General features: G+C 51.8%; 17 protein-coding genes and 2 pseudogenes. 2 read left to right on the forward strand and 17 right to left on the reverse strand.

All coding sequences use genetic code 11. The annotated features are described in order from the left end of the window. Both KTH07_RS14530 and murQ read right to left on the reverse strand, forming a co-directional pair. Entirely contained in the window at positions 1 to 1,365 is a 1,365-nt protein-coding gene (locus tag KTH07_RS14530) for a PTS transporter subunit EIIC (RefSeq protein ID WP_015572146.1), read from the reverse strand. 9 nt (positions 1,366 to 1,374) lie between these two features. Then, a complete protein-coding gene (gene murQ / locus KTH07_RS14535; RefSeq protein WP_015572145.1) occupies positions 1,375 to 2,271 on the reverse strand; it encodes an N-acetylmuramic acid 6-phosphate etherase in 897 nt (298 codons plus the stop codon). 118 nt (positions 2,272 to 2,389) lie between these two features. Here murQ and KTH07_RS14540 point away from each other — a divergent pair, with 118 nt between their 5' ends. Together KTH07_RS14540 and KTH07_RS14545 are read left to right on the forward strand one after the other, a co-directional pair. Beyond that, positions 2,390 to 3,238, forward strand: a complete 849-nt coding sequence (locus KTH07_RS14540) for a MurR/RpiR family transcriptional regulator (protein WP_003860702.1) — start codon at positions 2,390 to 2,392, stop codon at positions 3,236 to 3,238. A 56-nt stretch (positions 3,239 to 3,294) separates the two neighbouring features. Then, positions 3,295 to 3,555 carry a YfhL family 4Fe-4S dicluster ferredoxin gene (locus KTH07_RS14545; protein WP_003860704.1) on the forward strand — a complete coding sequence of 87 codons (261 nt, stop codon included), beginning with the start codon at positions 3,295 to 3,297 and terminating at the stop codon, positions 3,553 to 3,555. Here KTH07_RS14545 and acpS read toward each other — a convergent pair. The 15 genes and pseudogenes from acpS to KTH07_RS14625 all read right to left on the reverse strand — a co-directional run bounded on the left by acpS (position 3,552) and on the right by KTH07_RS14625 (position 22,635). Continuing rightward, positions 3,552 to 3,932, reverse strand: coding sequence for a holo-ACP synthase (gene acpS / locus KTH07_RS14550; RefSeq protein WP_023304228.1), 381 nt, complete (start codon positions 3,930 to 3,932; stop codon positions 3,552 to 3,554). The two genes, KTH07_RS14545 and acpS, sit on opposite strands and share 4 nt — an antisense overlap. Further along, complete coding sequence (gene pdxJ / locus KTH07_RS14555; RefSeq protein WP_015572143.1) at positions 3,932 to 4,663, reverse strand: pyridoxine 5'-phosphate synthase; 732 nt, start codon at positions 4,661 to 4,663, stop codon at positions 3,932 to 3,934. Before pdxJ ends, acpS begins: the two co-directional genes overlap by 1 nt. A gap of 75 nt (positions 4,664 to 4,738) precedes the next feature. Then, positions 4,739 to 5,448 (reverse strand): annotated as a pseudogene (gene recO / locus KTH07_RS14560) (DNA repair protein RecO). Between the two features lie 17 nt (positions 5,449 to 5,465). Then, the gene (gene era / locus KTH07_RS14565; RefSeq protein ID WP_003860709.1) at positions 5,466 to 6,371 is read right to left on the reverse strand and encodes a GTPase Era; all 906 of its coding nucleotides are present in this window, start codon (positions 6,369 to 6,371) and stop codon (positions 5,466 to 5,468) included. Beyond that, the gene (gene rnc / locus KTH07_RS14570; RefSeq protein ID WP_003860711.1) at positions 6,368 to 7,048 is read right to left on the reverse strand and encodes a ribonuclease III; all 681 of its coding nucleotides are present in this window, start codon (positions 7,046 to 7,048) and stop codon (positions 6,368 to 6,370) included. Before rnc ends, era begins: the two co-directional genes overlap by 4 nt. 223 nt (positions 7,049 to 7,271) lie before the next feature. Beyond that, entirely contained in the window at positions 7,272 to 8,246 is a 975-nt protein-coding gene (gene lepB / locus KTH07_RS14575; RefSeq protein WP_006811565.1) for a signal peptidase I, read from the reverse strand. A gap of 15 nt (positions 8,247 to 8,261) precedes the next feature. Beyond that, positions 8,262 to 10,067 (reverse strand): translation elongation factor 4, encoded by a 1,806-nt coding sequence (gene lepA, locus KTH07_RS14580; RefSeq protein WP_003860714.1) that lies wholly within the window; start codon positions 10,065 to 10,067, stop codon positions 8,262 to 8,264. 973 nt (positions 10,068 to 11,040) lie between these two features. Continuing rightward, positions 11,041 to 11,973, reverse strand: a complete 933-nt coding sequence (locus KTH07_RS14585; RefSeq protein ID WP_045331495.1) for an RNA-guided endonuclease TnpB family protein — start codon at positions 11,971 to 11,973, stop codon at positions 11,041 to 11,043. A 145-nt stretch (positions 11,974 to 12,118) separates the two neighbouring features. Beyond that, positions 12,119 to 13,915 (reverse strand): FliC/FljB family flagellin, encoded by a 1,797-nt coding sequence (locus KTH07_RS14590; protein WP_045331493.1) that lies wholly within the window; start codon positions 13,913 to 13,915, stop codon positions 12,119 to 12,121. A gap of 758 nt (positions 13,916 to 14,673) precedes the next feature. Beyond that, on the reverse strand, positions 14,674 to 15,096 hold the full coding sequence (locus KTH07_RS14595) for a hypothetical protein (protein WP_045331491.1): 423 nt from the start codon (positions 15,094 to 15,096) through the stop codon (positions 14,674 to 14,676). 116 nt (positions 15,097 to 15,212) lie between these two features. Further along, a pseudogene (locus KTH07_RS14600) lies at positions 15,213 to 15,317 on the reverse strand (helix-turn-helix domain-containing protein); the annotation flags it as partial. 392 nt (positions 15,318 to 15,709) lie between these two features. Then, positions 15,710 to 16,540, reverse strand: a complete 831-nt coding sequence (locus tag KTH07_RS14610; protein WP_045331490.1) for a tail fiber domain-containing protein — start codon at positions 16,538 to 16,540, stop codon at positions 15,710 to 15,712. An 8-nt stretch (positions 16,541 to 16,548) separates the two neighbouring features. Then, a complete protein-coding gene (locus KTH07_RS14615; RefSeq protein WP_045331488.1) occupies positions 16,549 to 18,027 on the reverse strand; it encodes a hypothetical protein in 1,479 nt (492 codons plus the stop codon). Between the two features lie 59 nt (positions 18,028 to 18,086). Continuing rightward, complete coding sequence (locus KTH07_RS14620; protein WP_040117545.1) at positions 18,087 to 19,052, reverse strand: DUF6453 family protein; 966 nt, start codon at positions 19,050 to 19,052, stop codon at positions 18,087 to 18,089. A 1-nt stretch (position 19,053) separates the two neighbouring features. After that, positions 19,054 to 22,635 (reverse strand): host specificity protein J, encoded by a 3,582-nt coding sequence (locus KTH07_RS14625; RefSeq protein WP_063162030.1) that lies wholly within the window; start codon positions 22,633 to 22,635, stop codon positions 19,054 to 19,056. Positions 22,636 to 22,678 lie beyond the last annotated feature (43 nt).

Below are 22,678 nucleotides of genomic sequence, written 5' to 3' on the forward strand. Positions count from 1 at the left end.
TTACTCCTCTGGGTCGTTGAATCCTAACAGCCAGGTAAACAGGAACCCGGCGATCACCGCTACCAGATAGCCTAACAGATAGAGCATCACTTTTCCGGTCACGATGGTTAATGCCAGCGGTAAACCGGAGATCCCGAAGGTAATGACGGTCGCCACTTTCCAGTAGCTGATTAACGCCCCGCCCACCGCGCCACCGAGGCAGGCGGCCAGGAACGGCTTACCCAGCGGCAAGGTCACGCCGAAAATCAACGGTTCGCCGATACCGAGTAACCCGACCGGCAGCGCCCCTTTAATGACCTTTTTCAGACGCGCGTTGCGGGTTTTCATCAGCACCGCGATGGCCGCGCCGACCTGCCCAACGCCCGCCATCGACAGGATCGGCAGCAGTGCGTTATAGCCGTGCGCCTGTACCAGTTCGACGTGGATCGGCACCAGCCCCTGATGCAGACCGGTCAGCACTAACGGCAGGAAGGTCCCGGACAGCACGGCCCCCACCAGCAGCCCGCCGCGATCGATCGCCAGAGACGCGCCGTGGGCGATGGCTTCAGAGATCGCGCCGCCTAACGGTTGCAGCGCCACAATCGCCACGCTCCCGGTAATCAATGTGGTCAGCAGCGGGTTGAGGATCAGCTCAATCGAGCCTGGCAGCAACGCACGCAGCTTTTTCTCGATCCAGCACATCAGAATGACCACCAGCAGCACGGCAATCACCCCACCGCGGCCTGGCTGAAGCGCCTCGCCAAACAGCGTAATCTGCGCCAGCTGCGGGCTGGAGAGGATACCCGCCATTACGCCGCCCATCGCCAGCGAGCCGCCGAACACTTTGGCCGTGTTTACCCCCACCAGAATGTTCATGATGGCAAACACCGCGCTGCCGAAAATCGCCAGAATACCCAGCAGGTTCGGATACTGGGTGGCGAAATTCCCGACAATATCCGGACGCTTGAGGATATTGATAATCCCGGTGATCAGCCCCGATGCGATAAACGCCGGGATCAGAGGAATAAAGACGTTTGCCAGCTGGCGCAGCGCATCGCTCATGGGGGCTTTGTATTTGGCTTTCGCCTGCGCTTTGGTGCGTTCCGCGTCGTCAAAGGCGGGAGCCGTTTCACTGCCCGTCATCAGGGCGCGCATGGCATCAACCACCTGCGCCGCTTTGCCCGGACCGACAATCAGCTGGTGCTGTTGCCCCTGTTTAACGTACCCGCTCACGCCGGGGAGCTGCTTCAGGCGCGTTAAATCAAGCTTTTCGTCGTTGTGCACCTCGACGCGTACACGCGTCATGCAGTTTTCCAGACGCTGAATATTTTTTTCCCCACCGATCCCAAGCAGGATGTCGCTGGCGAGCGCTGCTGTTTTGTCCATACACGCCTCTTATTGGTGTTCTAATGCCGCCCGTAAAAACCCGTGATGGGCTTCGAGCCTGGCTCTGGCCGCGGCTGCATCCAGCCCGGTTAATATCATCAGAATGGCGGGTTTGACGTCGTAATCGGTCTGTTTGAGTACCGCTTCCGCCTCTTCCCGACCTGCCCCTGTCGCCTCTATCACCATGCGGCAGGCTCTGTCCACCAACTTGACGTTGGTGGCCTGCATATCCACCATCAGGTTTTGGTAGACCTTGCCGAATTTCACCATCGCGCCGGTGGAGATCATATTGAGCACCAGCTTCTGCGCGGTTCCCGATTTCAGGCGCGTGGAGCCGGTGAGCGCTTCCGGCCCGACGACCGGAGAGATGGCAATGGCGGCCACCTGCGCAATCGGCGAACCCGGGTTACAAGAGATGGCCACCGTGGTACATCCCGTCTGTCTGGCGTATTCCAGCCCACCAATGACGTACGGCGTACGACCAGAAGCCGCCAGCCCGACGACCAGATCCTGCGCGGTCAGGTTCAGCGCCCTGAGATCGTCTTCCCCAAGCTGTTTATTGTCTTCTGCCCCTTCCACCGCTTTCAGCAGCGCGCCGGGGCCACCGGCAATCAGGCCAACGACCAGACCGTGCGGAACGCCAAAGGTCGGGGGACATTCTGAGGCATCCAGCACACCGAGTCGCCCACTGGTACCCGCCCCCATGTAAATAATGCGTCCTCCTGCTTTCAGAGCGTCGGCAGCGGCGTCTACGGCTTTCGCCACCTCGGGCAATGTCTCTTTGACTGCCAGCGCGACGAGGGTATCCTGTTGATTAAAGCGGTTTACCAGCTCCAGCGTGGACAGTGCATCAAGATCCATGGTTTGCGGGTTACGCGTTTCAGAAACAAGAGAGCCTAGATTCATGTTATTTACCTCTGGAATTTTTAATTCATAATAAACGCACTATAATGGAATATAAAATTCATTCAGGCGAGCAAAATTCGTATTTGCGCGGGTAATCACATTTTCGCCAGGAGACCGTATGAACTGTTTAATTCGTATTCGCCAGCGCTACGCAGGGTTTGCCCAGAGTGACAAAAAGCTGGCGGATTATTTACTTTCCCAGCCCGATCGCGCGCGACACCTCAGCTCCCAGCAGCTGGCAGGCGAAGCCGGGGTGAGCCAGTCGAGCGTGGTGAAATTTGCCCAGAAGATAGGCTATAAAGGCTTTCCGGCGCTAAAACTGGCGATCAGTGAAGCACTGGTAAGCAACCCTAATCCGCAGTCAATGCCGGTGCATAACCAGATCCGCGGCGACGATCCGATGCGTCTGGTCGGCGAAAAGCTGATCAAAGAGAACGTGGCGGCAATGCATGCCACGCTGGATGTGAACACGGAAGAGAAGCTGCTGGAAAGTGTAGCCATGCTTCGCGACGCGCGGCGTATTGTATTGACCGGGATCGGCGCCTCCGGACTGGTTGCGCGTAACTTTGGCTGGAAGCTGACAAAAATCGGCTATAACGCCATCGTTGAACAGGATATGCACGCGCTGCTGGCGACCGTGCAGGCCATGGATCCTGACGATTTACTGCTGGCCATCTCCTATTCCGGCGAGCGTCGTGAAATTAATATGGCTACCGACGAAGCCCTGCGCGTAGGAGGAAAAATTCTGGCGATTACTGGCTTCAGCCCGAATGCGCTCCAGCAGCGGGCCACCCGCTGTCTGTATACCATTGCCGAGGAACAGGCCACTCGCAGTGCGGCGATTTCGTCGACGAGTGCGCAGATGATGCTGACGGACCTGCTGTTTATGGCGCTGGTTCAGCAGGATCTGGAGCGTGCGCCAGAGCGTATTCGTCACAGCGAAGAGCTGGTAAAAAAACTGGTCTGAACAACGAATGAGCGTATAATGCCCGCCCTGTTTGTGATGTTTCTGAGAATTTCCTGATGGCGCTGTTAATCACCAAAAAATGCATCAACTGCGATATGTGCGAACCCGAATGCCCGAACGAGGCGATTTCGATGGGCGACAGCATTTATGAGATTAACAGCGACCGCTGCACCGAATGCATCGGCCACTATGAGACGCCGACCTGCCAGAAGGTGTGCCCCATTCCCAATACGATCTTAAAAGATCCGGCACACGTCGAGAACGAAGAACAGCTGTGGGATAAGTTTGTCCTGATGCACCATGCGGACAAAATTTAACTCTCGATGATCACCGTCGCACAGGCGTAGTGGCGTTCATCTGCAAGCGTTACGTGCATGTGCGCCACGCCCAGCTTTTCCGCCAGCTTAAGCGCCTCGCCCCATAAACGCAGACGTGGCTTACCCAGATCATCGTTAAACACTTCAAACTGGTTAAACGCCAGGCCGTTACGAATGCCCGTGCCGAACGCTTTCGCCGCCGCCTCTTTTACCGCGAAACGCTTTGCCAGAAAGCGCACCGGCTGTTGATGCGCCTCCCAGATAGCCCATTCGTTATCGCTCAGCACGCGTCTTGCGAGGCGATCGCCGCTCCGGGCGATCACCGCTTCAATGCGGGCTATTTCAACGATGTCGGTGCCTAAGCCCAGAATAGCCATTACTGACGCGCTTCCAGCATCAGGCGCTTCATCTCGGAAACCGCTTCTTTAAGACCGCTCATCACCGCGCGGCCAATGATGGCGTGGCCGATGTTCAGCTCGTGCATTTCCGGCAGGGCAGCGATGGCTTTTACGTTGTGATAGGTCAGGCCGTGACCGGCGTTAACCTTCAGTCCCAGGCTCGCGGCGTAGGTTGCCGCTTTGGCGATTCGCTCCAGCTCTTTCGCCTGCGCTGCATCGTTTTCGGCATCGGCATAGCAGCCGGTGTGAATTTCAATATACGGCGCACCCACGTCGGCAGCGGCTTTAATCTGGGTGAAATCGGCGTCGATAAACAGAGAAACCAGGATACCGGCATCCGCCAGGCGTTTGCAGGCATCGCGCATTTTGTCGAGCTGCCCGGCCACATCCAGACCGCCTTCGGTGGTCACTTCCTGACGCTTTTCCGGCACCAGGCAGCAAAAATGCGGTTTGGTCTCGCAGGCAATCGCCAGCATCTCTTCGGTGACCGCCATCTCCAGATTCATGCGGGTGTCCAGCGTCTGACGCAGGATGCGCACGTCCCGGTCGGTGATGTGGCGACGATCTTCACGCAGGTGAACGGTAATGCCGTCGGCGCCAGCCTGCTCAGCGATAAACGCCGCCTGAACCGGATCGGGATACGCGGTACCGCGTGCATTACGTAACGTGGCGATGTGATCGATGTTGACGCCTAACAGTAATTCAGCCATGACAATCCTCGGTATTTTTGTTCATTTACCTTCTCCCTTCCCCTCCGGGAGAGGGCTGGGGTGAGGGGTAAAACATTAGCGTTTCGGCATAAACTGCCTGAATAATTCGCGGCTCTTTAAAGGTTTGCCCCCAAGATACGGCTTGAGCGCAATTCGGGTAAAGCGTTTTGCCGCACGCAGAGTGTCGGCGTCCGGGAACTCGCGTTCATACAGTGCTCTGAGCTGGCGCCCGGTAAAGGTGCTGTTATCGACGACGACACTGGCAATAAAGCCCTTTTCCTCACGATAGCGATAGGTCATGGTGTCTTCTACCTCGTCTCCGCTTCCCGCACAGTGCAGAAAATCAACGCCGTAACCAAGGTGTCCGAGCAGCGCCAGTTCGAAACGACGCAGCACAGGCTCAGGGGTGCCGGTTGCGCCAGCAAGTGCCTGAATACAGTGCAGGTAATCAAAGAAAAGTTCAGAGAAGCGGGTCTCATGTTCAAGAACCCGTGAGATGAGTTCGTTAACATACAAACCGCTGTAGAGCGTGATACCAGAAAGAGGAAGCGCCAGGGGAGACGGCTTCAGCACTGCGCAGGGTTTTGACTTCCCCCTCGCCCGCCAAAGCGGACCAGCAGCGGGGTGAAAGGCTGCAAGGCACCTTTCAGATTAGAACGTCTGGAACGTGCGCCTTTGGCAACAAGGCGCACGCGACCGGACTCTTCCGTGAAGACGTCCAGCATCAGGCTGGTTTCGCTCCAGGGACGACTATGCAGGACAAAGGCGCGCTGCCATCCATCCATATGCTCGTCGTCTTAGGTTACTGATCTTCGCCGTAACCGAGGCTGCGCAGCGCACGCTCATCATCGGCCCAGCCAGATTTCACTTTCACCCACAGTTCCAGGTGAACCGGTGCTTCAAACATGTCCTGCATGTCTTTACGGGCTTCGATTCCGATAGTTTTGATCTTGGCGCCTTTATTGCCGATCACCATCTTCTTCTGCCCTTCACGCTCAACGAGGATCAGACCGTTAATATCGTAGCCGCCACGCTCGTTGCTCTGGAAACGCTCGATCTCCACCGTCACAGAGTACGGCAGTTCAGCGCCCAGGAAACGCATCAGCTTCTCACGGATGATTTCAGACGCCATAAAACGCTGAGAGCGATCGGTGATGTAGTCTTCCGGGAAGTGATGAGTCGCTTCCGGCAGATGCTTGCGCACGATACCCGCGATGGTATCAACGTTCAGACCCGTTTCCGCAGACAGCGGGACGATGTCCAGGAAGTTCATCTGGCTGCCCAGCCATTGCAGGTGCGGCAGCAGATCGGCTTTTTCCTGCACGTTGTCCACTTTATTGACTGCGAGGATCACCGGCGTTTTGCCGTCGCGCAGCTTGTTCAGGACCATTTCGTCGTCCGGCGTCCAGCGGGTGCCTTCCACAACGAAAATCACCAGCTCTACGTCGCCAATGGAGCTGCTCGCCGCCTTGTTCATCAGACGGTTGATGGCGCGCTTCTCTTCCATGTGCAGGCCCGGTGTATCGACGTAGATCGCCTGATACGCGCCTTCAGTATGGATACCGACGATGCGGTGACGCGTGGTCTGCGCCTTACGCGAGGTGATAGAAATCTTCTGCCCAAGCAGATTATTCAGCAGGGTGGATTTGCCAACGTTCGGACGTCCGACGATGGCAATAAATCCGCAATAGGTTTTGTCGATGCTCATTCCAGCTCCAGCATTTTTAACGCCTGTTCGGCGGCAGCCTGTTCAGCCTTACGACGGCTTGAACCCGTGCCGACCACCGGTTCACTCAGGCCACTGACCTGGCAATGGATGGTAAATTCCTGATCGTGGGCTTCGCCACGCACCTGCACCACCAGATAGGATGGCAGCGGCAGATGACGACCCTGCAAATATTCTTGCAGACGCGTTTTAGGATCTTTTTGTTTATCGCCCGGGCTGATTTCGTCCAGGCGGGTCTGATACCAGTTAAGGATCAGCTTTTCTACGGTCTGGATATCGCTGTCCAGGAACACGCCACCGATCAATGCCTCGACCGTATCGGCAAGGATGGATTCACGACGGAAACCACCACTTTTCAGCTCACCTGGCCCCAGACGCAGGCATTCACCCAGCTCAAATTCGCGTGCGATTTCAGCGAGGGTATTGCCGCGCACCAGCGTGGCGCGCATGCGGCTCATATCACCTTCGTCCACACGCGGAAAACGATGATAAAGCGCATTTGCAATCACGAAACTTAAAATAGAGTCGCCTAAAAACTCGAGACGCTCATTATGTTTGCTGCTGGCACTGCGATGGGTTAATGCCTGTTGCAACAACTCCTGATGATGAAAAGTGTAGCCCAGCTTCCGTTGAAGCCGATTAATTACGATGGGGTTCATGCGATACCAATAAATGAATGCGTCAAAAATGCAGCACACGAAACCGACCTGAGAAAACCAACGCGGTTTCGTGTGCCGTGGCACCCTTGCAGGGCCAACCTTAAACTTCGGGGGAATATTCTATACACAACGACAGGGGATGTCGTTAGTTCAAAGAGATTTATCGCTGAAATAATTCACGTAGCGGCGAATAAAAGCCGCTACGTGTTATTTTTGGCGAAAATTAATGAATTCCGCCAATACGATTCAGGCGAACGCCGGTCGGCCACTCGCCTTCCTGCTTCTCAAAACTCATCCAGATAGCGGTTGCTTTACCGACCAGATTCGCTTCCGGCACAAAGCCCCAGTAACGGCTGTCCGCAGAGTTATCGCGGTTGTCACCCATCATGAAGTAGTGTCCCGGCGGCACAATCCAGGTCGCCAGCTGTTGGCCTGGCTGCTGGTAGTACATTGCCAGCTGATCCTGTGCGATGGGCACGGTCAGAATGCGGTGAGTAACATCGCCCAGCGTCTCTTTGCGTTCAACCAGACGAATGCCATTCTCTTTGGTTTCACCTTTTGGCACCTGGAAGAATCCGCTGGTCGCTTCACCGCCGTTACGGCGGGCGAAGGTCTGCACAAAATCAGCTGGCTCAACGTTGGAGTAAGTGACTGGCAGCGCATTTTCACATGCGGTGCCAGAGCTACAGCCTGGCTGAATGGTCACCTCTTTCGCCACCGGATCGTAGGTCACTTTATCGCCCGGCAGACCTACCGCGCGTTTAATATAATCCAGCCGCGGATCTTCCGGATATTTAAACACCACGATGTCGCCACGTTTCGGATGACCCGTTTCGATCAGCGTTTTCTGGTAGATCGGATCTTTGATGCCATAGGCAAACTTTTCAACCAGAATGAAATCACCGATCAGCAGCGTTGGCATCATCGATCCTGACGGGATCTGGAACGGTTCATAGATAAATGAACGCACCACCAGCACAATCGCCAGCACCGGGAATACCGATGCCCCTGTCTCCAGCCATCCCGGTTTTGGGCCGACTTTTTTCAGGGTTTTCGCGTCCAGCGCATCGCCCGTGGCTGCCTGCGCGGCAGCCTGACGTTCACGGCGTTTTGGGGCGAAGATAAACTTATCCAGGCACCACAACAGACCTGTCACCAGGGTAGCGATGACCAGGATCAGGGCAAACATGTTCGCCATGCCAACTCCTTAAGGTTATTTACCGTTACCGTCTTTACCAACATGAAGGATGGCAAGGAATGCTTCCTGCGGCAGCTCAACGTTACCGACCTGCTTCATACGCTTCTTACCTTCTTTCTGCTTCTGCAACAGCTTTTTCTTACGGCTGACGTCGCCGCCGTAGCACTTAGCCAGAACGTTTTTACGCAGCTGCTTCACGGTTGAACGGGCAATGATGTGGTTACCAATGGCCGCCTGAATCGCAATGTCAAACTGCTGACGCGGGATCAGATCTTTCATCTTCTCAACCAGCTCACGACCACGGTACGGTGCGTTATCGTTGTGGGTGATCAGCGCCAGCGCATCCACACGCTCACCGTTGATCAGCACGTCCACACGAACCATGTTCGAGGCCTGGAAGCGTTTGAAGTTGTAGTCCAGCGACGCATAGCCACGGGAGGTAGACTTCAGACGGTCGAAGAAGTCGAGCACCACTTCTGCCATCGGAATTTCATAGGTCAGCGCCACCTGGTTACCGTGGTAAACCATGTTGGTCTGCACGCCACGCTTCTCAATACACAGGGTGATCACGTTACCGAGGAACTCCTGCGGCAGCAGCATGTGACACTCTGCGATAGGCTCGCGCAGTTCCTGAATATTATTCAGCGGTGGGAGCTTGGACGGGCTGTCGACGTAGATCACCTCTTTCGAGGTGGTTTCTACTTCGTAGACAACCGTCGGGGCGGTGGTGATTAGATCCAGATCGTATTCACGCTCCAGACGTTCCTGAATGATCTCCATGTGCAGCAGACCGAGGAAGCCACAGCGGAAGCCAAAGCCCAGCGCCGTTGAGCTTTCTGGCTCGTAGAACAGGGAGGCATCGTTGAGGCTCAGCTTTCCGAGCGCATCGCGGAAGTTTTCGTAATCGTCAGAGCTGACCGGGAACAGACCCGCATAAACCTGCGGTTTCACCTTTTTGAAGCCTGGCAGCGCTTTATCTGCCGGGTTACGTGCACCGGTCAGGGTATCGCCCACCGGCGCGCCGAGGATGTCTTTAATTGCACAGACCAGCCAGCCCACTTCGCCGCATTTCAGTTCGGTACGGTCAACCTGTTTTGGCGTGAAGATGCCCAGACGGTCAGCGTTGTAGACCTGGCCGGTGCTCATGACCTTGATTTTGTCGCCTTTACGCATGGTGCCGTTTTTAATACGCACCAGCGAGACAACGCCGAGGTAGTTATCAAACCAGGAGTCGATGATCAGCGCCTGTAGCGGCGCATCCGGGTCGCCTTCCGGCGGCGGAATATCACGCACCAGACGTTCCAGTACGTCCGGAACACCGACACCGGTTTTCGCCGAGCAGCGCACTGCATCGGTCGCATCAATACCGACGATGTCTTCAATCTCTTCCGCTACGCGCTCAGGATCGGCGGCTGGCAGGTCGATTTTATTCAGAACCGGCACCACTTCAAGATCCATTTCCATGGCGGTGTAGCAGTTTGCCAGCGTCTGGGCCTCTACGCCCTGCCCGGCATCCACCACCAGCAGCGCGCCTTCGCAGGCCGCCAGCGAGCGTGACACTTCATAAGAGAAGTCAACGTGCCCTGGGGTGTCGATAAAGTTCAGCTGATAGGTTTCACCATCGGAAGCTTTATAGTCGAGCGTCACGCTCTGCGCTTTGATGGTAATACCGCGTTCGCGTTCCAGGTCCATGGAGTCCAGAACCTGGGCTGCCATTTCACGATCAGACAGGCCACCGCAAATCTGGATAATACGGTCAGACAGCGTCGACTTACCGTGGTCAATGTGAGCAATGATGGAGAAATTTCTTATGTTCTTCATATGTATGGATTTATTTACTCGCTATGCGGATTAAATCTTCTTGATGGACACAGCGGTGGACACTCCACAGTAACTACCCCATCAACGACTGGCATGCATATTACACTGTAGCGCCCAAATCGTCAGCATACGATCTCCTGTTCATTGAGTGATAACGAGTGCCTACAGTTAAGCAATGTAAATTAAATTGTTGGGCGGTCATCATCACCCAGCGCGCGGTTGATGAAGAACGTCACTCTACCAAGCCCTCCCCCCTTCCAGAGCAGCACCTTCGATCGCTTCGCCATCATCTGTCATGAGTGACAGCCCCATCAGATTGGCAAACTGTGTGTGGCAGTCGCACAGAATCAACAACACATCACCTGGCGTCTTCTTCATTACAGGTTCGATTACCGCAAAGCCTTTATCAGTTTCGAAGCTCGCTCTGCAACTCTTACTATCGCCCCATCACCGGCCAGTCGCCGCCCGTTTTGCATACGACAGGCGGAAGTTTACTTTACTCGTTCTATTAAGAATATTGCGTGTATTACTCAGCTTTTTTATCTTCTTTTTCTGCCTCATAAATTGCTCCTATACTTCAATTTCCACTCATTGTTCCGTAGACAGCCAATAGAGCAGTCAAGTAATCCTATTTTGTAAACAAGCTTGGTAACCTGAGTCTGTCGCTGACCCAGTAAGTTTAAGCCTATTTTCAAGAATCACTGAGGGGCGGTACTAGTTGAGATACCGAGTAGTTAATAAATTACGTTTTGAGTTAGCTTTTAACTTTCACAACTGAAAACTCGCAAATCCATTTCAACATACTTATATACTTCTACTTGTAAAGTATTGGACCAGACGTTGACATTCTCAATAACAATCAAGAGATTCTTGCTTCAACGGAAGTTGAATTAACCTTCCTCCACAAGCAGAAACGACATGCCCTGCCGCTTAAAATTCATCACATAGTACAACATCATCACGGAAAAAACCGTTACAAGAGTTTACTCTCCCGGCGAATAATTTCACCACCCAGCCACTCTTGTTTGTATATCAACTGCCTGACAAATTCGTATCTCATACTCAGAGTGTTATCGTTCTTGGCAGATACAGAATCCATCAAGTTCACAACCTCAACAACTGCGTGATTTTTACAAATTGCCGTGGTTGCTTTATGGATATTATCAAGTCTTATCCTTGCTGCCTTTGATCTTACTCGATCAATTTTACCTTTGGTTTTTAGCCAATTTTTGCTGTATTTCTTTCTTCTCGTCAGTGTTTTATTGAGACGGATTAACTTTTTCTTTTCTTCCGCTTGGTAAGTGTTATCACCGCCAACCCCAGATGACAGATGAACGCTATTCACATTATTAAGTACAATTGTAGTTTTGATTTCAGAGGGGTGTATTGGATCAGGAACTGTTTGCTCTGTATTAAAACTGATATACCATTTTCCCTGATTAAAGGAAATAGTTGCATTTTTTAAATCACCAATGATTTCACGGCTCTTGCGATACTTTACCCAGCCGACTTTAGGGAGAGATACCAGTTTTTTTTCTTGATCTACTCTAACCCTTTGGCATGGTATACGGAAAGAATCATGCCGACCTTTCTTTTTAAACTTTGGATATTGTGATTTGCCGGTGAAAAAGTTTCTGAATGCTCTGTCTAAATCTCTTAATGATTGCTGTAAACACTGAGATGGAGCTTCTTTCAACCAAGAAAGGCTCTCTTCATTCTTCCATTCCACTAATTCAGAAGCCAGCTGATTGTAGCCTATGAATTTTTTACCCGAACGGTAATTCTCATTAAGAAGAGCAAGGCCTTTGTTGTAAACAAAACGACAGGAACCAGCAAAGGCCAAAAAGTCAGATAACTGACCTTTGTTTGGTTCAAGCAAAAATTTGAATGCCTGTTTTTTAATCACAACTGGACCTGTGTAAACGGAGCGAAACTGGTGAAATGCTAAATCATCGTGCGAGCTTTGATTAAAGGATTTGACTACTTTTAACGACCTTATTCAGCCAATAAAAAAGCCCCACATATATGGGGCTTTGACCTTTAATATGAAATTAGCCTTGCAGCAGAGACAGAACCTGCTGAGGAACCTGGTTAGCTTTGGACAGCACGGAGTTACCAGCCTGCTGAATGATCTGCGCTTTGGACATATTCGACACTTCAGTCGCATAGTCGGCATCCTGAATACGGGACTGCGCTTCAGATAGGTTAGTGGTGGTGTTGTTCAAGTTAGTTACAGCAGAGCTCAGACGGTTCTGTACTGCACCCAGAGAAGAACGGAACTTATCGATAGAGCTGATAGCGTCGTCCAAGGCTTTCAGTGGATCTGTTGTAGTTGCCGCTTTAGTAGTCGCATCTGTGGTAAAGGTACCATCCTTAGATACATATACAGCTTTTCCAGAACCATTAGTGATGGAACCGTCTTTCTGAAGGAAAATCTCTTGCTCATTGCTGGTAGTCAAAGTTCCGTCTGCTTTAGTAAAGGCCGCAGAGAATTTTGTACCATCAGCTGTAGTTGTAATATCACCATTTGCAGCAACTTTAATATCACCAACAGTTGTGGTGGCACCATCACCAGCAGAATCAATTGTAAAGGCAACGCCTTTAGTGGCTGATTGCAGGGAATCCGCGCTGATTCGAGCATCCTCTACAGTAATAGCACCGCCAGTTGCAGATCCTTTAGCAGGAGCGGCATCACCAGCCAAACGGATTTTAGCACCGTCTTCTGTGGTGATATTAACCGCAACAGCAACGGCAGGATTGTCATCGTCGGCAGCAGCACTATGGTTTTTAGTCAGACCATCAAGTGTTGCAGCTTTAACAGCACCGGCGCTGTTCTGAGTCAGGTTACCTGTCGTATCAATGAAGAGTGCAGAACCATCTTTAGCGGTGATTTTACCATCGCTAGCCAGCACAACATTAACAGACGTGCCACCAATATCAATTTTTAGGTTAGCTGTATCACCAGCTTTAGGCGTCAGGAAAGATTGAAGCTTAGCGCTATTGCTTGGAGTCGTTGCATCTCCAGCGCTAATAGTTCCCGTGTAAGTAAAATCGTTAGTATCTTTATGATATTTATAGTTATTACCGGTGACGCTATCAAAACCACTTGAAACAGTAGCATTAATTACTGCCTTGTCACCTATGCTGGAAAACACGTCAGCCTTAGTAGATGCATTGAGGCCAGCGCTTACCGTATACTTAGTCACACCATTCGAATCGGCTTCCGGATCCGCAATAGCAATGCCAGCGGCTGTCTTAGCAAGCTGAGCGGCGGCCAGGTCAGATTTAGTAGCAGCAGTATTGGCAACTGAACCTGCACCGTTAACATTGAAACCAGTCAGACCCAAAGTTTCAGAGTCGATTTGTTTCAGATCGATAGTGATAGTCTGGCCATCGTTCGCACCAACCTGAATTTTCATAGAGCCGTCTTTAGCCAGCACGTTCACACCGTTGAACTGAGTCTGACCGGAAACGCGGTCAATTTCGTCCAGACGGGATTTGATTTCGTCCTGGATGGAGTCCAGGTCAGACTGGGAGTTAGTACCTGTAGAAGACTGAACGGTAAGTTCACGGATACGCTGTAAGTTGTTGTTGATTTCAGACAGTGCGCCTTCAGTGGTCTGCGCAACGGAGATACCGTCATTGGCGTTACGCGCAGCCTGAGTCAGACCTTTAATGTTAGAGGTGAAGCGGTTGGCAATCGCCTGGCCAGCAGCGTCATCTTTTGCACTATTGATACGCAGGCCGGATGACAGACGCTCAATGGCTGTTGACATCGCAGACTGGTTCTTGTTGATGTTGTTCTGAGTGATCAGCGAGAGGCTGTTGGTATTGATGACTTGTGCCATGATAGTAATTCCTATTTGACTGAACTTAAATTAAGTTTACGGCTTCCACCATTTGGCTCCTGCGCCGCTATGTTCACTATCGGCAAAGTATTCTGGACCTTTAGAAGAAAAAGTGAAAACCGTCCCCATCTGCTTTCAGGCCCCAAGCGAAACAGAACTGTATGCTTGTGATAATTTCGTTTTAACGCCCTTCAACCCACCATAATAAAGCCATATAATTCAATATGTTGAGCATCATAAATAAACTATCTCGTTTGACAAACTGGCTACCTCTTATAAACCTCTAATCTCTTCATTTCTCAGCACTCAACAAGCGAGCATAACCCGATGCTCCGATGGTAAGAACTATCCAAGGCGCAAATGCTTAGCTATCTCATCGGATGGCACCTTGTTTTATCTGTCTTTTTTAGTAGGTGTATGTAAGATGGTTTTACATTACAGTCATTCTCTGTCTAATACATGATCAGGAGATTTGTTCAGTGAATGTTTCTGCCCGTTTTGTTATACTATTAAATCTTGCATGCGCTGCTTTATTATTTACTCTACTCAATGCCAGGTTTGATTTATTCTGATCAGGATCTCATTTTACTTACTCGAAATCCCTCCTAAGATTCATGCATTTACATATCTTACATCCAATCGAGTAGTAAATCGAAAATCATCAGGGAGAATAATGACTTGATAAAGGACGTGATCATTGACCATCGTCCTAACTTTCCATAAACAGGTGGGTATTTAGTGTATGAACCCTCGTCCAACTAGTTCCTTCCGATTACCCTTAAAGCACTTTTCATGGTGATGTTTTTCCTTGTTACATATTTGGATGCTTGTTTTAAGGCATTATTCATTGCTATTACAGTCACAGGCCTAGCTAACCCTTTAACTCGATTTGATCTACTCTGGAAAACATAAATATCAGAAGGATTGCAATCCTTTCTGTACGCAATTAACTTAGAAAGCAATAAATTTAATCTAATTGTTCGTGGCTCAAATTTTGGAGTTCCAGCCAAGTGCAGCATGTCATCTTCGATATCGGAATATCTAATAGTAATCACCCTGCTGCCTTCAGCACGGAGAGAAAACAATGTTAACCATAAGTCTGCCCATGTTGATGAGATTTTAGACAATTCAAAGTGAATAACCCTAAACTCTTCAGGTGTAATAGAATCTGTTTTTGCCATGAATACCCCCAATGCTCAACCCAACCGCTTACCAAAATTTCAACAAGTTTATTACATTATTTCAATGCTTTATTACGAAAATTGGATTAAATGTTCAATATTTTTTTCCTCTACCCCTACCGCGCCGGAAATTTCTTATACAAGGTGCACACCGCTACGTCGTAAATAATCGCCACCTGCTTTCTGTCCACTCCGTTTGCGATCAGCCTGCCAGCCTGCGCTCAGATATTGCTGAGGATGGTTTTACATGGTGCGGCTGCGGTGCGGCGAACGCCGAGGCTGAGGGCATTACTATTTCACGGCTTGATGTCGGCGTTTATGTTCTCACAGGTTCGGCAGGCCTGGCGTCAGAGGGATGGCAGTTACTGCCGCCAATGGACCCTGGCGGCATGGGGGAACTGGGTGTAGTTGAGGCAGAACAAACCGAAAACGGAGGACTGACTATCCGCCTGTTTAAGCGAAAATACCTGCTAGGCGATGACGGGGAGATCGTCAAAACGAAAGGGGAACCGATGGACGTGCCAGCGAACAGCTGGATCGATGTTCGCCTGGATAGGCCCACTGATTCAGTTTTCAGGCGTGAACAGTACAGTCTGCAAAGTGACGGAGAAGATTAGGCAACTGTCGAGCCGCGGAGGTCAGCCAGTTCTTTTTCGATGAGGTTTAACCGTTCGGCCAGCTCCTTAATGGCCTCAACATACAGGGCGCTCATGGCACTGTAGTCCACCGTTTTAAGATCGTTAATTTCCTCTCCTGCTGGCGTAGTGCCAGTTCCGCCAGAACTTACAGCAACGGGCAGAACCTTTTCCAGATCCTGGGCGATGATGCCTGCGCTGCGTACCGACTCCGATTCTGTGAGCTGAATTCCGAACGTGAAGCCCGTCAGGGAACATATCTTATCCAGAGCCGCGCTGACGGGCTCTTTGTCGAATTTAACCCGCTCATCTGAGGTCTGATTCATCGTAACGCAGGTGAACTTACCATCAGCCCCAAATGCAAAAGCGTATCCGTTGGACCCGCCGTTATCATTATTGTCAGGGCGGAGCTGAATAATTCCTGTTTGTCCGGAATAAATAACCCCCCTGGATGCCCCACCTGTGCCATAGAACCAAACATGAGCATTCTGATTGTTAGCTGGGGCCAAAACACCAATTTTAGTTTTGCATTCCATATCAGCAGTGGTCGCAATTTTTGCGGATGCGCTGATGCTGTTCTGACAGGTGATAGGGTTACGAAATTCAAAGCTATCGCCGATAAAAACGTATTTCCCTGCGTAAAATGTGAAGTCTCCTTTCCCCATAGCGCCATTAGAATTACCACCGCACAGAATGCGTGCGTCATAGTCGTTAGTGCCAAGGAAATGGAAATCCACAAAGCTTGCAGTAGAGGGTTTTTTGGCACCAATTTCGAGGCTTCCAAAGTTGGCTGTGTTGCTCTCTCCCAAACCGACCTTTATTCACCCGCATCGGCAGTCATGGCCAGCTCTGCTGCTCTGATTTTTTGGTTGTATAAAGAATCAGCAGGCATTTCGACGCGCACGGACACAAACTGGTCACGGGGGATGTCGACTGGATCACCATCACCCACGCCTTCCAGTTCGTTCCTGGCGAACGCTGGTGCATCAGGGTGAGTACGGTGATAGGTTTTCACCAGCACAGAACCATCGGCACTAACCTCATAATCCAGCCAGATAAGCGGCTGCTTGTTGCGATCGTTGGGGATGTCAAAACCACCATCAATCCCGCCCCAGGCAGCATCTGAGTTCAGTCCCTGGCATCCTTCAATCAGATATTGACCTGTAGCCAGACGAGTTACAGTGCAGCCTTCTGATTCGTCGTTCGTCCGGTATGCTCCATCCGAAAAGACCTTCACAACGGGGGATGAACGCTTAATAAAGCCGCTGGCATCGACAGTCGTGTTTTTTGTTCCCCAAAGATTGTTGTATTGCGCTGTGCCTGTAGAAATGCTGGAGTCATTACCAGCGGAGACCATTGCATTACCGGTTCTGTAATCTACCCATAACGTTGAAGCTGTATCACCCGCGCGGAAGTAGAGCGAAGCACCATACTGAAAATTCTGCCCGCCAATAATGAGGCCTGAATTTAAACTGCGAAATGCTGCTGTACCGCCGTTTTGTTTTCTCTCATTCATACATTGCGCCACATTCCCGATCTGCGAATCAAAACCAGTTCCTAGCGCTGCACTTGAGGCGATGATGGCCCCGTCAGTAGAGCGAAGAGATAAATAGCGGTTAAGGGTGTTATTGGCACCGTTGATGTGTAGCGTCAGGTAGTCGATACCGTCAGAACGCCTTTCAGCGTAGAAGCGAGCATAGTTCTTCACCGAACCACTGCCGTCCCTCGATGTGGTTGTTAAAATCCCTGATGCAGAAGAGTCATTACCGCGCTCGAGATTCAAATTGCTGAAAGTAACATTATCGCTACCTCCCAAACCGAGGTTTGTGCGAGCGTCAGCGGCATTCGTTGCCCCGGTCCCACCGTCCGAAACTCCAACCGCCCCATTGCTCCCTTTCTGGACCAGTTTGCCGATCGCCGGAACGGTTACACGAGCGCCGTTGATGGTAACGGTGATGTTCTGGTTTGCTGAGGTGGTGGCGAACGTCTCCCAGGCGCCGATGTTCTCGTCATACTCGTTGATGAGCTGAGACATGCTCTGCGCCAGGCCGTCGACCGAGAGACTATCAGTAACAAGAATGCCGTACTTCTGGCCGCTCAACGCCGGAGACGCGGCAGGCGTAACCGTCAGTGACGTCGCACTGTTAATGGCGGTGATCTGAAACATCTGTACCGGGTTAGAAAGAACAAACAACGTCTGGCCAACCCGAATCTGGCTGGCGGGTGCCGTCCAGTTCGTGCCGGTGCCGGTGGCTGTATTTCCGTTAATGGCGATGGTGCCAGTGTTATAAAGCATATTTTCTCCAGGCAATAAAAAACCCCGCCGGAGCGAGGTTGATTAAAAAGACAGTTTATTCAGACGTACATATCGGGAAGAACGGGAAGGTTCAGTGGCGTTACCGTGTCATTACCAAAAATTGCATACCGCTCGCGCCCAAGATATTTCCCACCCTGAACTGAAGCACTGCCGTTCTGTATTTTTATTCCGAACATTCGATACACGTACATGCCATTTACTTCGTGAGCCATCAGCCCGAACCTGCCCAGCGGAACATAGCCGCTGCCGATGCTCACGGCATTTTTCGAAGGCGTCCAGAGTTGGTTGAGGTAGACGAAAGGCCGCTTTGTCGTCGAAAACGTGCAAGCCCCGGCTGCATTGAAGATGTTGAGGCCGGTGCCCGGCTGAGGCGCCACGCCACTGGCAAAGATGACAATATCTATCGTGCCGGTCGTCGGAGCATCATCGTTGGTGGATGGAGGGCTGAAGAACCTGACCGTGTTGCCATCGAAATCGACTGTGTTACCGCTATTGCAGCGCCCAAAGACGATATATTTGGACTTGTCGTACCCCGCTATCGTGGGAACTGCCCAGCCGCCAGTGGGAACATTGACGGTACCCTTCCAGATACACTGTCCTGACTGTGTAGCATTGGTTATTGAGGTGAAGTCAGTGCTGTTGCTGATGAGAAGACCCACACCACTACGCTGGCCTGACGGAAATATCTGCCAGAGGCTACCGGGGAACGTGTACGTACTTTCACGCTCACTGATGCTTACATCCTTCATCGTGGAGTTCTGCGTCACGCGGCCACCGGATATGGTGACCGAGTTCATTTTATGAAGCAGCCCTGAATCAAGATAAGCCGTTGCGTGAGGGATAAACAGCACCTGCGCCCCGGAAACATAACCGGCAACATCAGCGTACTTGGCTTTCTGGTAGCCACTGTCAAAGTTGGCCCCAAATGACGGGCACCGCAGGCCCGCCGTGATCTCCATTCGTTTTCCACCGTCATTAAGTTCTATCAATAATCCTGTCGGCATTTTATGTCCATGTCCCCAGTACGATGCGACCTCCACCCGGAATATTAATGGTTACGCCATTACCATTAATCACCGTTGTGTTGCCGGAGCCATTGAAAGAAAAATTACCGTTTGTGGCGTAAATCGAGCCGCGAACGGTCACGTTGTTAAACGTCGCGTAGCCAGATTTGTTGATGTGCCAGCCAACGTTCCCGGTGCCGTCCCAGGTTGAAGATTGGATATAGCTGCCGATCTTGGCGTTTCCAATCGTCCCGTCTCCAATGACCGTGTCCCGGATTATGGTCTGCCCGTTCTGGATAACGAACGGAAGCGTAACGGTCGCTCCTGCCTGGTGAGTAACGGCGAAGCGGTCAGCCAGGAAGATAACCTGCGACTGCATGCCTGACGGCGTATTCTCCACGCCGATCCCCATCCCTGCCGCGTAAAGCTGACCATTGCTGGATAACCCGACCTTGATGCTGTACATCGCCTTCAGGTCCCCGTTAACGTTCGCTATGGCCTGAGCGTTAGTGGTAATGGCTGACGTATGCCCGTTGATGGTCGCCGTGATGCTGTTTACCTGCGTGGCCATAGCCTGCTGGTAATCCGAGAACGTCTGGTTAAGGCTGTTGATGGATGCCTTGTTGCCGTTCACGTCAGTCTGCAAACTCAGCAGCGAACGCGCCGTTGCCTCCTTCTCGTTGACGATCACCTCATCAATGCGGTCCAGTTGCGCGCTGTTACCGGCGACCGATGCAGACAGTGTTTTGCGCGCCACCACCTGCGCCAGGTTGCCCTGAATAATCGCGATGGCGGAGTTCTTCACTCCCCCCGCCATGCCGTCCATAGACACGTTGATGCTATCGATACGCTGACCCAGTGCGGTATCGGCCGTCGCCACTGTCTGCTCAAGCTCGTTCAGAGAAGAAGACACATCTCCGACCTTGCTCGACAGGTTTGTAACGTTGGTCTGAACCTTTCCGATATCCTGGGCATTTTGGGCAATTTTCTGCGCCTGTTGCTCCAGTTCGTCGTTGGCCTGTTTGATGTCGTTAGCCATGCCAGCAATTTTTTCATTGCTGTCCACCGCGTTCTCGATCAGGTCTTTGAACGTATCGGAGCCTTTCATGTCCTCCAGGATTGCATCGGTGATGTCGGATACATCGATGCTGGCCTGCCCGCGCACAAAGTCTGTATACCCTGATTCGTTTCCGCTGCGGTCCACCAGCTGCGCGCGGTACCAGAAAATTTGCCCTGCCTTTAGGCCCATCTGCTGATACTTGCGCTGCGGAAAGGGTACGTCTGCCAGCAGCATCACATCGTCTTCCGTCCCGGCCAGGCTGTACTGAATTTCCGTCTTCAGAGTGTCGTCGGTATTCGCGGGGAATCCCCAGCTCAGCTCAATACCGAATACCACGTTTTCAGAAGCGATGAAGCCGACCGGCTTCGGTGGATTGCCCACTTTCCCCGTCAGCGTTTTCTCTTCTGAATAGCCCCATCCGGACGAGATTTCTGCGGCATTGATTGCGCGCACGCGCACCAGGTAGCGCCCTGCATAAATCCCGGGGACGTCGAATGACGTGGTGGAGCTGCGCGGCACGTTAACCCAGTTCCCGTCGTTGCGGCGCCATTGCGCTTCATAGGCGATAGCGTTCTGCGCCTGGTCCCAGCTCACGCGCATCGTTTCGACGCTGATATTTTGCTGTACCACAGAAAACGAGCTGATCACGATGTTCGCAGGCGGCGACTGGTTGCCCGGCGGGATCACGCTCACCGGCCGCTGGTCAATGATAGCTCCCGTATCAATGCGATCGAATTTATCCGGATCGTGATTTGCACCGACGATTGTGAACGTGCCGTCATTATTATCAGTTACCGTAATAACGCGATACTGCTGTGCGTAGAGTTCATCAGACTCTATGACCCACACGGCCTGAGCCACAGGCGTTTCGCTGTAAGCAGTCGTAACGGTTACTTTATTGCCCGTTATCGTCTGGATGGTGCGTGACTGCGCAACCCCTGATGGCAGATTGACAATCATCCTGTCGCCCGAAGATGCATCCGGTGCCCTGTCCAGCGTCAAAACACGACCATTCACCACAGAAACACGGCCGCCAAGGTCACGTCCGGAAAGATTTCGGTCGGCTACAGCAATTACATAGCCAGGCTGTGGGATGTTACCGTCTTCCCCTACATTGAAAGTAACAACGCGATCTTTGTTGTTGGTGAGGATCCCCCATCGCCCTTTTCGGTTCGCCTCCGATTGCCGGGTACAACCAATAGCTGTTATCTCAAGTTGATTAAATCCATAACGCGAAACCAGCGCCTGTTCAAAAACAGGTTCCATCGCATCAGAATAGGCGTTATCAGGATCAGACCAGGATACGAGCGCATTGGTATAACGGTTCTTTGTGGTGCTGCTGGAATAGGTAAACCGGCCATCGATAACGTTCGCATGAGTGTATGTAAAATCAACATCCCTCGGCATGTCCGCCAGCGCAACAATCTGGTCGTCGCCCCAGTAGGTCATCCCGCGGAAGATAGCAGCAAAATCACGCAGGACCGTATAAGCGTCGTTGCGTTCCTGAATGTATACGTTGCAGGTATAACGTGGTTCGGTGCCACTTCCGCCTTTGCCATCCGGCACCATCTGATCGCAATACTGTGCAACCTGGTAAAGTGTCCATTTGTCTATGTTCGCTGTTGTGAGACGATCCCCAAGCCCGAAACGGTCGCTAACCACCAGGTCGTAGAATATCCACGCAGGGTTATCTGTCCAGGCCCATTTGAATGTCCCAAGCCACGTACCGCTATAAGTTCTTGTTTCCGGGTCGTAAGTATCCGGTACGCGGATGACACGACCACGTGGTTCACAGGCAATTTGTGGAATAGAGCCATTGAACTGGCTGGAATCAAACTCAATGTACAACAGAGCTGTGTTTGGATAGCGCAGTTTGGCATCGATGACCTCTGTATAACTTTGGAGCGTCATCGTGTCGCCAATTTTGGCACTGTTTGCGTCAGCGGTAATTTTGCGCAGTCTGATGGTCCAGGTGCTGCCAGCTTTCGGTAAATCGATGCGATGGCTGCGTTCATAACCGGATGTGGTTTTCCCGGTCACATTAGTATCAAGGACCTTTTGCCAGCTACCACCGTCCGTCTGAAGCTCTACCACATAGTTGATGGAATACCCTACCAAATCCCCGTTATCCTGCTGTTTGAAAAGAGTTGGCCACTTCAGGCGCAGGCGAACCGCCGAAAGCTGCGTATTCGTGAAGGTATGCGTCCAGGCAGTTTCGCTGGATACTTCGGTACCGACGCTGATTTCATTTTCTGTGCCAGGTATCCCCTGAATGTAATCCTGAGCCTGCGTTCCTGGGCGAAACTCCCACAAGACACCGCTGAAGTTCTGGGAACCATCTGCGTTTTGTAAAGGTGTGCCGTCAAGATAGATATCCCTCGCGGTCAGCCCACCAGCAAACTCCCCTTCACCGAGAACCATCAGGATTTTCGCTTTCGCAACGGACTGGAGATCATCGGGCTGCTCGACAGGGATGCGGGAACTCGAACTGCCGCCTTTACGTCCGGTAATTGTTTTAGCCATATCGCGCCCATAAAAAAAGCCACCCGAAGGTGGCCTGATTGAC

Source organism: Enterobacter cloacae complex sp. ECL72 (assembly GCF_019056635.1).
GTDB classification, from domain to species: Bacteria; Pseudomonadota; Gammaproteobacteria; order Enterobacterales; family Enterobacteriaceae; genus Enterobacter; species Enterobacter hormaechei_C.

What these genes read in the sequence shown, in the direction of transcription:
- KTH07_RS14615 (WP_045331488.1), bottom strand. Translation starts at nt 18,027, where the DNA reads ATGCTTTATAACACTGGCACCATCGCCATTAACGGAAATACAGCCACC.
- KTH07_RS14590 (WP_045331493.1), bottom strand. Translation starts at nt 13,915, where the DNA reads ATGGCACAAGTCATCAATACCAACAGCCTCTCGCTGATCACTCAGAAC.
- KTH07_RS14620 (WP_040117545.1), bottom strand. Translation starts at nt 19,052, where the DNA reads ATGCCGACAGGATTATTGATAGAACTTAATGACGGTGGAAAACGAATG.
- pdxJ (WP_015572143.1), bottom strand. Translation starts at nt 4,663, where the DNA reads ATGGCTGAATTACTGTTAGGCGTCAACATCGATCACATCGCCACGTTA.
- murQ (WP_015572145.1), bottom strand. Translation starts at nt 2,271, where the DNA reads ATGAATCTAGGCTCTCTTGTTTCTGAAACGCGTAACCCGCAAACCATG.
- rnc (WP_003860711.1), bottom strand. Translation starts at nt 7,048, where the DNA reads ATGAACCCCATCGTAATTAATCGGCTTCAACGGAAGCTGGGCTACACT.
- KTH07_RS14530 (WP_015572146.1), bottom strand. Translation starts at nt 1,365, where the DNA reads ATGGACAAAACAGCAGCGCTCGCCAGCGACATCCTGCTTGGGATCGGT.
- lepA (WP_003860714.1), bottom strand. Translation starts at nt 10,067, where the DNA reads ATGAAGAACATAAGAAATTTCTCCATCATTGCTCACATTGACCACGGT.
- era (WP_003860709.1), bottom strand. Translation starts at nt 6,371, where the DNA reads ATGAGCATCGACAAAACCTATTGCGGATTTATTGCCATCGTCGGACGT.
- KTH07_RS14545 (WP_003860704.1), top strand. Translation starts at nt 3,295, where the DNA reads ATGGCGCTGTTAATCACCAAAAAATGCATCAACTGCGATATGTGCGAA.
- KTH07_RS14595 (WP_045331491.1), bottom strand. Translation starts at nt 15,096, where the DNA reads ATGGCAAAAACAGATTCTATTACACCTGAAGAGTTTAGGGTTATTCAC.
- lepB (WP_006811565.1), bottom strand. Translation starts at nt 8,246, where the DNA reads ATGGCGAACATGTTTGCCCTGATCCTGGTCATCGCTACCCTGGTGACA.
- acpS (WP_023304228.1), bottom strand. Translation starts at nt 3,932, where the DNA reads ATGGCTATTCTGGGCTTAGGCACCGACATCGTTGAAATAGCCCGCATT.
- KTH07_RS14625 (WP_063162030.1), bottom strand. Translation starts at nt 22,635, where the DNA reads ATGGCTAAAACAATTACCGGACGTAAAGGCGGCAGTTCGAGTTCCCGC.
- KTH07_RS14540 (WP_003860702.1), top strand. Translation starts at nt 2,390, where the DNA reads ATGAACTGTTTAATTCGTATTCGCCAGCGCTACGCAGGGTTTGCCCAG.